The sequence below is a fragment of the Serratia sp. CY43202 genome (assembly GCF_052168755.1).
GTDB lineage: Bacteria > Pseudomonadota > Gammaproteobacteria > Enterobacterales > Enterobacteriaceae > Serratia > Serratia bockelmannii.
In genome coordinates, this window is record NZ_JBJNMB010000010.1 from 37,939 (window position 1) to 50,273 (window position 12,335).

Here is a 12,335-nt window from a genome sequence, read left to right on the forward strand (position 1 = left end):
GATCTGCGCCACAAAAAACAAAGCGCCGCCCAGGCGACGCTTTCTTTCTGCGCGATGCTGATTAGAAATCCATCAGCTCTTTTTCTTTCTCCGCCAGCGCGGCGTCGACCAGCTTGATGTAAGCGTCGGTCATTTTCTGAATCTCGTCTTGTGAGCGACGTTCTTCGTCTTCGCTGATCTCTTTGTCTTTCAGCAGCGCCTTGACCTTGTCGTTGGCGTCACGACGCACGTTACGCACCGCTACGCGGCCCTGCTCGGCTTCGCCGCGCACGATCTTGATCAGATCCTTACGACGCTCTTCGGTCAGCGGAGGCAGCGGAACGCGAATGTCAGAACCGGCGGAAGACGGGTTGAGGCCCAGATCGGAGCTCATGATCGCTTTCTCAACGGCCTGGCTCAGGCTGCGGTCGAACACGTTGATTTTCAGCGTGCGGGAGTCTTCTACGGTTACGTTGGCCAGCTGACGCAGCGGCGTAGCGGCGCCGTAGTATTCCACCATGATGCCGTCCAGAATGCTTGGAGAAGCGCGGCCGGTGCGGATCTTGCTGATTTGGTTTTTGAATGCTTCTACGCTTTTTTCCATGCGTGAATCAGCATCTTTTCTGATTTCATTAGTCACGTTGCAAACCCTTGGAAGCTGGTTACTTGGCAGGCGATACTCAAGTATAGCCCGTAATCGTACTCGAAGAGCGCGCGGCGCCTGGCGTCACGCGCTCCGAAAAAGGGGGGCGAACAGCCTTATTTGCTGATCAGCGTACCTTCGTTCTCACCCATCACCACGCGGCGCAGTGCGCCAGGCTTGTTCATGTTGAACACGCGGATCGGCAGACCGTGATCGCGGGCCAGCGTAAACGCCGCCAGATCCATCACTTTCAGCTCGCGCTCCAGCACGTCCTGATAGGTTAATTGTTCATACAGCGTCGCATCCGGGTTTTTCACCGGATCGGCGGAGTATACGCCATCCACTTTGGTGGCTTTCAGCACCACGTCGGCTTCGATCTCGATACCGCGCAGGCAAGCGGCGGAATCGGTGGTGAAGAACGGGTTGCCGGTACCGGCGGAGAAGATCACCACGCGGTTGTTGCGCAGCAGGCTGATCGCCTCTGCCCAGCTGTAATTATCACACACGCCGTTCAGCGGGATCGCCGACATCAGGCGGGCGTTCACATAGGCACGGTGCAGTGCATCACGCATAGCCAGGCCGTTCATCACGGTAGCCAGCATTCCCATGTGGTCGCCCACTACGCGGTTCATGCCGGCTTGCGCCAGGCCCGCGCCGCGGAACAAGTTCCCGCCGCCAATAACTACACCGACCTGAATTCCCAGTTCGACCAGCTCTTTCACTTCCTGAGCCATGCGATCCAAAACGCTGGCGTCGATACCAAAACCTTCTGCACCTTGCAGGGCTTCGCCACTCAGTTTAAGCAGAATACGCTGATATACGGGTTTTGCATTGGTTGCCATGGTGTTCTGTCCTAAGAAGCAGTATTAGTATTGGGGATTTCAGCCGATGAAACGCGCCTGAGGTGAGTATCACGCTGCAGGGCCTGCCACCGGTGTAATTCTGGCTGGATAGTATGGAACCGCCAGACGGCGGTTCCATCGACAGTCATTAAGACTGTTTGCTCATCGCGGCAACTTCAGCAGCGAAGTCGGTTTCGACTTTCTCGATGCCTTCGCCCACTTCGAAGCGAATGAAGTTGGTCACGTCAGCGTTGTGCTCTTTCAGCACCTGAGCAACAGATTTGCTCGGATCCATAACGAAAGGCTGACCGGTCAGAGAAACTTCGCCGGTGAATTTCTTCATGCGGCCTTCAACCATTTTCTCTGCGATTTCTTTCGGCTTGCCTGACTGCATGGCGATGTCCAGCTGAACCTGGTACTCTTTTTCTACCACTTCAGCAGACACGTCTTCTGGCTTCACGAACTCTGGCTTGCTCGCCGCAATGTGCATTGCGATTTGCTTGACCAGCTCGTCGTCAGCGCCTTTAGCCGCAACCAGAACGCCGATACGCGCGCCGTGCAGGTAGCTGCCCAGCACGTCGCCTTCCAGGGAAGCAACGCGGCGAATGTTGATGTTTTCACCGATTTTTGCCACCAGCGCTACGCGCTCTTCTTCGAACTGTGCTTTCAGCACGTCAACGTCAGTGATTTTGCCGGCCATAGCGGCATCCAGCACTTTGTCGGCGAACGCCTGGAAACCGGCGTCTTTCGCGACGAAGTCAGTCTGGCAGTTAACTTCCAGAATGATGCCGTAGTTGCCTTCGATCTTGGTTTTGATCACGCCGTCAGCAGCTACGTTGCCTGCTTTTTTAGCGGCTTTGATCGCACCGGACTTACGCATGTTTTCGATTGCCAGTTCGATGTCGCCGTTGGATTCAACCAGCGCCTTCTTGCAATCCATCATGCCAGCGCCGGTACGCTCGCGCAGTTCTTTTACCAGGGCAGCGGTAATATCAGCCATTTATTTTTCCTCGGTTATCTCGCGTGGAGACAGTTCTCATTCAGATAAGCAAAGGGGGCCTTTACAGGCCCCCCTAACCAACATATGTCAATACCTGGTTAATAAGGGCTCAGTGACGAGCTTGCCTTATTATTCAGCTTCTACGAAGCCTTCTTCCGCCTGAACGGCCAGATCTTGAGAACGACCTTCACGCACAGCGGCAGCAACAGCAGTCAGGTACAGGTTTACTGCACGGATTGCGTCGTCGTTACCAGGGATGATGAAGTCAACGCCGTCTGGGTTGGAGTTGGTATCAACGATAGAGAATACCGGGATACCCAGGTTGTTGGCTTCTTTGATCGCGATGTGCTCGTGATCGGCATCGATAACGAACAGTGCGTCTGGCAGACCGCCCATATCCTTGATACCGCCCAGGGAGTTTTCCAGCTTGGCCAGTTCACGAGTGCGCATCAGCGCTTCTTTCTTGGTCAGCTTGTCCAGGGTGCCGTCTTGAGACTGGATTTCCAGATCTTTCAAACGTTTGATGGACTGACGAACGGTTTTCCAGTTAGTCAGCATGCCACCCAACCAGCGGTGGTTCACGAAGAACTGGTCACAGCTGTTCGCAGCGTCTTTTACCGCTTCGCTTGCTGCGCGTTTGGTACCAACGAACAGGATCTTGCCTTTACGGGAAGAGATCTTGCTCAGTTCAGCCAGAGCGGCGTTGAACATTGGTACGGTCTGCTCCAGGTTGATGATGTGAACCTTGTTACGAGCGCCGAAGATGAAAGGCTTCATTTTCGGGTTCCAGTAACGGGTCTGGTGACCAAAGTGAACACCAGCCTTGAGCATGTCGCGCATGGAAACAGTTGCCATGATTAAACCTCTATAGATTAATTGGGGTTATGCCTCCACGTATCCCATAACGCCGACCCTGGCGGCGACAAGTCACCTCAGGGCACCCCGGCGGATGTGCCGATACGTGTGTGTTATTTACACAAAATGAGTGCAGTTAAAGTATTTTCGGCCAATTCCTGCCAGGTCACAAGAACCAAGTCGCGGATCGCCGGCGCGCTTTATACCATAAACCCGCTGCCGACACCAACTTTTGTTGCTTTTCGCCGGGCGTCGGGAAATGAAATTTGGCAGCCTCCGGCCGGGCTGATACCATAAGTCACTGCTTCTTATTGTCGACGATAACGACACCTGCGGACAAATTTCATGGCAATCTCAATTAAAACACCTGATGACATCCAAAAAATGCGCGTGGCCGGCCGCCTGGCCGCCGAAGTGCTGGAGATCATCGAGCCGCACGTCAAACCTGGCGTGACCACCGGCGAGCTGGACCGTATCTGTCACGAGTACATCACCAACGAGCAGCAGGCCATTTCCGCCTGCCTCGGCTATCACGGCTTCCCGAAATCCGTGTGTATATCGGTGAACGAAGTGGTGTGCCACGGCATCCCGAGCGACGACAAAACGCTGAAAGACGGCGACATCGTCAATATCGACGTGACCGTGATTAAAGACGGTTTCCATGGCGACACCTCTAAGATGTTCATCGTCGGCAAACCGACCATTCTGGGCGAGCGCCTGTGCCGCGTCACTCAGGAAAGCCTGTATCTGGCGCTGAAGATGGTCAAACCGGGCATCCGTCTGCGCACCCTGGGCAAGGCTATTCAGCAATTCGTCGAAGCCGAGAAGTTCTCCGTGGTGCGCGAGTACTGCGGCCACGGCATCGGCGAAGTGTTCCACGAAGAGCCGCAGGTGCTGCACTATGACGCGGACGACGGCGGCGTGGTGCTACAGGCAGGCATGGCTTTCACCATCGAACCGATGGTCAACGCCGGCGACTACCGCATCCGCACCATGAAAGACGGCTGGACGGTAAAAACCAAAGATCGCAGCTTGTCGGCGCAGTATGAGCATACTATTGTGGTCACTGATAACGGCTGCGAAATAATGACGTTGCGCAAGGATGACACCATCCCCAACATCATTACGCACGAGATGTAAGCACCGCGACGAACGCCGCGTGCAGAATATCACCAGGCCGGCTTATGCCGGCCTTTTTATGGGCTGCGCACTATGTCTGACAATCTTCTTCAACAGGCGGCCCCGGCCGTGCCGATGCCACCCGTCTCTCCCAGCGCCTACGGCGACGACGACCTCACCTGCCTGGTGCTGAAACAGCGGCTGGAGCAGTTTCAGCTGTGGCTGGCGGCGGCGTTCGACGCCGGCTCCAGCGCCGAAAGCCTAGTGGCGGCGCGCAGCGACTTCATCGATCGCCTGCTGCGCCGGCTGTGGACCTTCTACGGCTTCGAAGATATCCCGGAAACCGCGCTGGTGGCGGTCGGCGGCTACGGCCGCGGCGAGCTGCATCCGCTGTCGGACATCGACGTGCTGGTGCTCAGCCAGCGCCGGCTGACGGAACAGCAATCGCAGCGAGTCGGCGAATTCATCACCCTGCTGTGGGATCTCAAGCTGGAGGTGGGCCACAGCGTGCGCACCCTGGAAGAGTGCCTGCTGGAAGGGCTGGCGGATCTGACCGTGGCCACCAACCTGATCGAATCGCGCATGATCTGCGGCGACGTCGCGCTGTTCCTGCAGATGCAAAAACACATCTTCAGCGACGGCTTCTGGCCTTCGCCGCAGTTTTTCCACGCCAAGATCAACGAGCAGCAGGAACGCCACCAGCGCTACCATGGCACCAGCTATAACCTGGAACCGGATATCAAAAGCAGCCCCGGCGGCCTGCGCGATATCCACACGCTGCTGTGGGTGGCGCGCCGCCACTTCGGCGCCACCTCGCTGGACGAAATGGTCGGCTTCGGTTTCCTCACCCAGGCCGAGCGCAACGAACTGAACGAATGTCAGAGCTTCCTGTGGCGCATCCGCTTTGCGCTGCATCTGGTGCTGCCGCGTTACGACAACCGTCTGCTGTTCGATCGTCAGCTCAACGTGGCGCAGCTGCTGCGCTATGAAGGTGAAGGCAACGAGCCGGTCGAACGCATGATGAAAGACTTCTACCGCATGACGCGGCGCGTCAGCGAGCTGAACCACATGCTGCTGCAGCTGTTCGACGAGGCCATCCTGGCGCTGGACGCCACCGAGAAACCGCGTCCGCTGAACGACGATTTCCAGCTGCGCGGCGATCTGATCGATCTGCGTGACGAAACGCTGTTCATCCGCGAGCCGCAAGCCATCATGCGCATGTTCTACCTGATGGTGCGCAACCGCGAGATCAAAGGCATTTACTCCACCACCGTGCGCCAGCTGCGCCACGCGCGCCGTCACCTGAAACAGCCGCTGTGCACCATCCCGGAAGCGCGCGATCTGTTTATGGCCATCCTGCGCCACCCCGGCGCGGTGTCGCGCGCGCTGGTGCCGATGCACCGTCACAGTGTGCTGTGGGCTTATATGCCGCAGTGGGGCAAGATCGTCGGGCAGATGCAGTTCGATCTGTTCCACGCCTATACCGTCGACGAACACACTATCCGGGTGCTGCAGAAGCTGGAGAGCTTCGCCGATGCGCAAACCCGGCCGCGCCATCCGCTGTGCGTGGAGCTGTATCCGCGCCTGCCGCACCCGGAACTGCTGCTGCTGGCGGCCTTGTTCCACGATATCGCCAAAGGGCGCGGCGGCGATCACTCGATCCTCGGCGCGGAGGACGTGGTCGAGTTCGCCGAGCTGCACGGTCTCAACTCACGAGAAACCCAACTGGTGGCCTGGCTGGTGCGCTGCCACCTGCTGATGTCGGTCACCGCGCAGCGCCGCGATATCCAGGATCCGACGGTGATCCAGCAGTTCAGCAGCGAAGTGCAGAGCGAAACTCGCCTGCGCTACCTGGTATGCCTGACGGTGGCGGATATCTGCGCCACCAACGAAACCCTGTGGAACAGCTGGAAGCAGAGCCTGTTGCGCGAGCTGTATTTCGCCACCGAGAAACAGCTGCGCCGCGGCATGCAAAACAGCCCGGATCTGCGCGAACGCGTGCGCCACCATCGGCTGCAGGCGCTGGCGCTGCTGCGCATGGACAACATCGACGAAGAGGCGCTGCACCGCATCTGGAGCCGCTGCCGCGCCGACTATTTCCTGCGCCACTCGCCGAATCAGCTGGCCTGGCACGCCCGCCATCTGCTTGCCCACGATTCCACCCAGCCGCTGGTGCTGGTCAGCCGCCAGGCGACGCGCGGCGGCACCGAGATCTTCATCTGGAGCCCGGATCGTCCTTATCTGTTCGCCGCCGTCGCCGGGGAGATGGATCGCCGCAACCTGAGCGTGCACGACGCACAGATCTTCACTAACCGCGACGGTATGGCGATGGACACCTTTATCGTGCTGGAACCGGACGGCAGCCCGCTGGCGCAGGATCGCCACGCGGCGATCCGTCAGGCGCTGCTACAGGCCATCACCCAACGAGAGTATCAGCCGCCGCGTGTGCGCCGCCCCTCTTCCAAGCTGCGCCACTTCAGCGTGCCGACCGAGGTCACCTTCCTGCCGACCCACACCGATCGCCGCAGCTACCTGGAGCTGACGGCGCTCGACCAACCCGGCCTGCTGGCGCGGGTGGGCGAAGTGTTCGCCGATCTGGGGCTGTCACTGCACGGCGCGCGCATTTCCACCATCGGCGAGCGGGTCGAGGATTTGTTTATCCTGGCTGACGGCGAGCGGCACGCGCTCGACCAAGAAACGCGCAGAAAGTTGGAGCAACGGTTGACAGAGGCCCTCACCCCGAACGATAAAATGTGATACAAGTAACTTTTTACCGACAACATCAGGAAAGAGAACAGCATGCAGCAATTACAGAACGTTATTGAAAGCGCCTTCGAACGCCGTGCGGACATCACCCCGGTGAACGTAGACACCGTAACGCGCGAAGCGGTAAACCAAGTGATCGGCCTGTTGGACAGCGGCGCCCTGCGCGTTGCCGAGAAGATCGACGGTCAATGGGTCACCCATCAGTGGCTGAAGAAAGCCGTGCTGCTCTCTTTCCGCATCAACGACAATAAGGTAATGGACGGCGCGGAAACCCGCTACTACGACAAAGTGCCGATGAAATTCGCCGACTACGACGAAGCGCGCTTCCAGAAGGAAGGTTTCCGCGTCGTGCCGCCGGCCACCGTGCGCCAGGGCGCGTTCATCGCGCGCAACACCGTGCTGATGCCGTCTTACGTTAACATCGGCGCCTACGTCGACGAAGGCACCATGGTCGACACCTGGGCCACCGTCGGTTCTTGCGCGCAGATCGGCAAGAACGTTCACCTGTCCGGCGGCGTCGGCATCGGCGGCGTGCTGGAGCCGCTGCAGGCCAACCCGACCATCATCGAAGACAACTGCTTCATCGGCGCGCGCTCCGAAGTGGTGGAAGGCGTGATCGTGGAAGAAGGCTCGGTGATTTCGATGGGCGTCTACCTCGGCCAGAGCACCCGCATCTATGACCGCGAGACCGGCGAAATCCATTACGGCCGCGTGCCGGCGGGTTCGGTGGTGGTTTCCGGTAACCTGCCGTCGAAAGACGGTTCTTACAGCCTGTACTGCGCGGTGATCGTCAAGAAAGTCGACGCCAAAACGCGCGGTAAAGTCGGCATTAATGAGTTATTGCGTACTATCGACTAAATTGAAATAGCGGGTGATTCACCCGCTATTTTTTTGTCTGCGTTTCGCTGGCAGTCACAGTCGCAGATCTCGCTTTCCGCCATAATCGCAGTCGTGGAATATAACGATCACATCTAAAGAGGGCGCAGTATGTACGATAACTTGAAGAGTTTGGGCATCAATCAACCGGAAGACGTCGATCGCTATAGCCTGCGTCAAGAGGCCAACAACGACATCCTCAAGATCTATTTCCGCAAGGACAAGGGCGAGTTCTTCGCCAAGAGCGTGAAGTTCAAGTATCCGCGCCAGCGTAAAACCGTGGTGGCGGACAACGCCGGCCAGGGCTACAAGGAAATTCACGAGATCAACCCGAACCTGCGTTACGTGATCGACGAACTGGATCAGCTGTGCCAGCGCGATCAGGTGGAAGTGGATCTGAAGCGTAAAATCCTCGACGACCTGCGCCATCTCGAGGGCGTGGTGTCGCACAAGATTGCCGAGATCGAAGCCGATCTGGAAAAACTCACCCGCGGCAAATAATGCGGATCGGCTGATCCGCATCATCGTTAAGGCGCCCTGTTACGGCGCCTTTTTACGTTATGACTGCAGCAGCGTGCCCCACTGCTCGACCCACGGGCAGGCGGCCACTTCCGGCTCCGGCTGTTCCATCGCATCGATTTCCAGCACTTCGCCAACGCGGGTGGCGCCCTGTTCCTGCAGCAGCGCATCGAACGTGCGCCCGGCGCCGCAGAAGTGGTCATAGCTGCTGTCGCCGAGGGCGATCAGCCCATAGCGCAGCTCCGGCTGATAGCCAACCTGATCGCGGATAGCGTGGAACAGCGGCGCGATGCTGTCCGGCAGATCGCCCTGCCCGGTAGTGGAGGTGATCACCAGCGCGTAGTGCTGACGATAAAACTGCCAGGCCTCCAGCGTGCCCTCTTCGAACAGTTTGACCTCATGGCCCTGCTCGCTGAGGATGTTTTGCGCCTCTTCCGCCACCAGCAGCGAATTGCCGTAGACCGTTCCCACGAAGATACCAACCTGAGCCATGGCTCCTACTCCCTTCATTACCTTTAAAAATTGTCAGCTATCCTGACCGTTAGCCGTGCTAAACTCAACCCCGGCAAGTTCAGGGAATACCCCCGCCCAGCCGAACTGCGCCATCACCCCTTGCCAGTCTTCGTCCCAGCGCGCCGTCACCTGCAGCGGCTCGCCGCTCACCGGGTGCGTCAGCTGCAGATGGCTGGCGTGCAGCATCAGGCGCGGGCAGCCGAAATGCTGCGCCATCCCACGGTTCTGCCGCAGATCGCCGTGCTTGCTGTCACCGATGATCGGATGGCGAAGATGCGCCATGTGGCGCCGCAATTGGTGCTTGCGGCCGGTTTCCGGCTGCAGTTCCACCAGACTGTAACGCGCGCTGTCGTAGCGGCCGACGGCCACCGGCATCTCTACCTGCGCCAACGGCCGGTAGTGCGTGACGGCCGGCTGCGGCCCCTTGTCGGCATCGGCATGTTTATCGGCGATTTTGTCCAGCTCCGCCGTCAGCGGGTAGTCGAGGGTCGCCCCCTCCTGCACGTAACCGCGCACCACCGCATGGTAGGTTTTCTGCACCTGATGCTGCTCGAACTGCTGCGACAGCAGGCGCGCCACCTCGCTGGAAAGCGCCATCAGCAGCACGCCGGAGGTCGGGCGATCGAGACGGTGCACGGTAAAGACGTGCTGCCCGAGCTGATCGCGCACCGTTTGCATCATAAAACGTGTTTCATGACGATCCAGCCAACTGCGGTGTACCAACCAGCCCGACGGTTTGTTCACCGCCACCAGGTGTTCATCCTGATACAAAATCTCAATCACATCGCTTTCCCAGGTCAATAACCGTTTCGGGCGCGAGTATAACAGGCGTGCGGCTCAGCGCTAGTTTACCCATTCGATGGTCACCAGGCGCGTATCGGCGCGGCCGCGATCGTCCACCGCCCGAATGCGATAACGCCCGTTGTTGATCGGCCGCCAGTCGATCGGCTTTTTGCTGGCGCTGCTACCGAGATAGATATCGTCGACAAACCAGTACACCGTCTTGCTGTCGGCATCCGTCACCGCATTGAAGGCGATTTTGTCCCGCCCCTGCTGCGACTGGCGCAGGGTATAGGTGGTATTTTTCAGCGGCGAAGTGATGCGCGGTGCGTTGCCGCCGACGGCGATGCCGTTATCCTTGCAGCGGTTAACCGGCGGCGTCCGTTTCGGCAGCCCGGCCTGGGCGAACACGTTGGCCAAATCGGAAGGCCAGAATTCAAAGATTTCGGTACGAGTCTGCGCCGCGTCATACGGCGGGCAAACGACCTCGCCGCTGTGAATATCCAGCACCACAGGCCGATAGACGCTGTCCACCTTGATCGGCGACTTGCCGGGAATGAACCAGGTCTTGCCCTTTTGCTGGCACCACGGCGTCGGCAGATCGCCGCTGGCGAGACAAATCTCCACCCGCCGCAGCCGTTGGGGGAACGGATGTTTCGGTTCCCGCAGGCCAGGGTAGCTGGCGTTGACGCTGTCGATGATATTGAAAAACAGCGGCGCGGCCGCCTCGGCGCCGACCAACGCATTGTTGCCGCGCCCGTCGAAGTTGCCTTCCCACACCACCAGCACGTAAGGGCCGAAGATTCCGACGCTCCAGGCGTCGCGAAAGCCCCATGAAGTCCCGGTCTTCCAATACACCGGCAGCGAAGAAGAACGCTGTGCCAGCGTATCGCCCGGCCGCCGGTGCTGGCGCAGCATATCCAGCGTGATGAAACTGGCCTCCTCACTCAGCAGCCGCACCGGCGTCGATTCGGCCTCGTTCAATCGCATGCGAAGCGGCCGCAGCTCGCCGCGGTTCGCCAGCAGCGCATACAGCTTCGCCAATTCCTGCGCCGTCACCTCACCGCCGCCCAATACCAGCGACAGCCCGTAGTGGCTCTCATTGGCCATATTGGCGACGCCGGTCAGGCGTAAGAACTGATAAAAAGTCGGCTGGCGCAGCTGCGAGGCGACATATACCGCCGGGATGTTACGGCTGAAGTTCAGCGCGTCGGTGGCGGTCACCGGGCCGAGAAAGCGCCGGTCGAAGTTTTCCGGCGCATAGGCGCCGAACGACGAAGGCACGTCTTTCAGGATAGTCATCGGATGCAACACGCCTTGCTCCATGCCCAGCGCGTAGATGAACGGCTTCAGCGTCGAGCCCGGCGAACGTTTGGCGTTGGTGCCGTTCACCTGCCCCTGGATCGGCCGATTGTAATAGTCCGCCGATCCTACCAGCGCGCGCACCCCCATATCGCGGCTGTCCACCAGCAGCACCGCGGCGTTTTGAATGACGCGGCTGCGGTTGCGGGCGATAAAGGCGTTAACCTGCCGCTCGACCAGCCGCTGCAACCCGGCGTCCAGCGTCGTGTCTACGCGGGTATCGCGCTGCACCAGTTGCTGCGTCTGCAGGCGTAGCTGTTCGATAAAGTGCGGCGCAATATAAGGCACTTGTTCAGGCTGCCGCAGCGCCAGCGGCAGGCGGAACAGCGTTTGCTGGCTGGCGTCGGTCGGGTAAACCTGCTGCCAGCGCTGGAACAGACGGTTGCGCGCCTGCGTCAATGCGGCACCGAGCACGCCGGTTTTTGGCTCCAGACGGTAGCTGGGCGACTGCGGCAGCACCGCCAGCGTCAGCGCCTCCGGCAGGGTCAGCGCCTTCGGCGACTTGGCGAAATAGATCAGGCTGGCGGCGCCGATGCTTTCAATGTTGCGGCCGTAGGGGGCGTAATTCAGGTAGGCTTCCAGGATATCGCGCTTGGAATAGCTGAGCTCCAGCTGCACCGCACGCAGCACCTGCAGCAGCTTGCCGCCCGGCGTGCGGGTATTGAGATGCCAGCGCATCCGCGCCAGCTGCATGCTGATGGTCGATCCGCCCTGCATTTTGCCGCCGGCGACATAGCTGCGCCAGAAGCCGCGCATCAGGCTGACGGGGTTAAAGCCGGGGTTGTAGTAGAACCAGCGATCCTCGTGCAGCAGCAGCCCGCGCACCGCCAGCGGCGACACCTGATCCAGCGGGGTCCACAGCCGATAACGATCGTCGTTGGCCAGCGTGATGCGCAGCAGCGCGCCGTGCCTGTCATAATAAACGGAAGACTGCGGCAGCCCCTGCCACAGGGGCGGATGCGGCCACAGCCGAATCGCGGCCAGCAGCAGCGCCAGTAAAAACACCGCCATCAAGCCGTTTTGCAGCACGCGCCCGGTCAGGATCTTCATACGTTCTCAACATATCGGCGCCAGACGCTGG

The 12,335-nt window shown here is 59.5% G+C and carries 11 protein-coding genes; 4 read left to right on the forward strand and 7 right to left on the reverse strand.

Annotated features, from left to right (window positions below; translation table 11 throughout):
- Positions 1–61: 61 nt before the first annotated feature.
- The 4 genes from frr to rpsB all read right to left on the reverse strand — a co-directional run bounded on the left by frr (position 62) and on the right by rpsB (position 3,319).
- Positions 62–619: a ribosome recycling factor gene (frr, locus tag ACJ8J5_RS20070; RefSeq protein WP_004931943.1), complete on the reverse strand. Its 558-nt coding sequence runs from the start codon at positions 617–619 to the stop codon at positions 62–64.
- A gap of 119 nt (positions 620–738) precedes the next feature.
- Positions 739–1,464 (reverse strand): UMP kinase, encoded by a 726-nt coding sequence (gene pyrH, locus ACJ8J5_RS20075; protein ID WP_004931940.1) that lies wholly within the window; start codon positions 1,462–1,464, stop codon positions 739–741.
- 148 nt (positions 1,465–1,612) lie between these two features.
- Entirely contained in the window at positions 1,613–2,464 is an 852-nt protein-coding gene (gene tsf, locus ACJ8J5_RS20080; protein WP_025304037.1) for a translation elongation factor Ts, read from the reverse strand.
- 129 nt (positions 2,465–2,593) lie between these two features.
- The gene (rpsB, locus tag ACJ8J5_RS20085) at positions 2,594–3,319 is read right to left on the reverse strand and encodes a 30S ribosomal protein S2 (RefSeq protein ID WP_016929891.1); all 726 of its coding nucleotides are present in this window, start codon (positions 3,317–3,319) and stop codon (positions 2,594–2,596) included.
- A gap of 345 nt (positions 3,320–3,664) precedes the next feature.
- Between rpsB and map the strand changes: the two genes are divergently transcribed.
- The 4 genes from map (at position 3,665) to ACJ8J5_RS20105 (ending at position 8,581) form a co-directional block, all read left to right on the forward strand.
- Positions 3,665–4,459: a type I methionyl aminopeptidase gene (gene map / locus ACJ8J5_RS20090; protein WP_004931936.1), complete on the forward strand. Its 795-nt coding sequence runs from the start codon at positions 3,665–3,667 to the stop codon at positions 4,457–4,459.
- A gap of 72 nt (positions 4,460–4,531) precedes the next feature.
- A complete protein-coding gene (gene glnD, locus ACJ8J5_RS20095; protein WP_342096182.1) occupies positions 4,532–7,195 on the forward strand; it encodes a bifunctional uridylyltransferase/uridylyl-removing protein GlnD in 2,664 nt (887 codons plus the stop codon).
- A gap of 42 nt (positions 7,196–7,237) precedes the next feature.
- A complete protein-coding gene (gene dapD, locus ACJ8J5_RS20100; RefSeq protein ID WP_025304039.1) occupies positions 7,238–8,062 on the forward strand; it encodes a 2,3,4,5-tetrahydropyridine-2,6-dicarboxylate N-succinyltransferase in 825 nt (274 codons plus the stop codon).
- A gap of 129 nt (positions 8,063–8,191) precedes the next feature.
- Positions 8,192–8,581, forward strand: a complete 390-nt coding sequence (locus ACJ8J5_RS20105; protein ID WP_004931929.1) for a DUF3461 family protein — start codon at positions 8,192–8,194, stop codon at positions 8,579–8,581.
- Between the two features lie 57 nt (positions 8,582–8,638).
- Here the strand turns inward: ACJ8J5_RS20105 and ACJ8J5_RS20110 are convergent, their stop codons facing one another.
- From ACJ8J5_RS20110 to pbpC, 3 genes are read right to left on the reverse strand one after another with little or no spacing between them, the layout of a single operon-like run.
- Positions 8,639–9,091: a flavodoxin gene (locus tag ACJ8J5_RS20110; RefSeq protein ID WP_033644870.1), complete on the reverse strand. Its 453-nt coding sequence runs from the start codon at positions 9,089–9,091 to the stop codon at positions 8,639–8,641.
- Between the two features lie 33 nt (positions 9,092–9,124).
- Positions 9,125–9,895: a tRNA pseudouridine(65) synthase TruC gene (truC, locus tag ACJ8J5_RS20115; RefSeq protein WP_414104922.1), complete on the reverse strand. Its 771-nt coding sequence runs from the start codon at positions 9,893–9,895 to the stop codon at positions 9,125–9,127.
- Positions 9,896–9,955: 60 nt separating this feature from the next.
- Positions 9,956–12,304 carry a penicillin-binding protein 1C gene (gene pbpC, locus ACJ8J5_RS20120; RefSeq protein WP_414104923.1) on the reverse strand — a complete coding sequence of 783 codons (2,349 nt, stop codon included), beginning with the start codon at positions 12,302–12,304 and terminating at the stop codon, positions 9,956–9,958.
- Between the last annotated feature and the right edge of the window lie 31 nt (positions 12,305–12,335).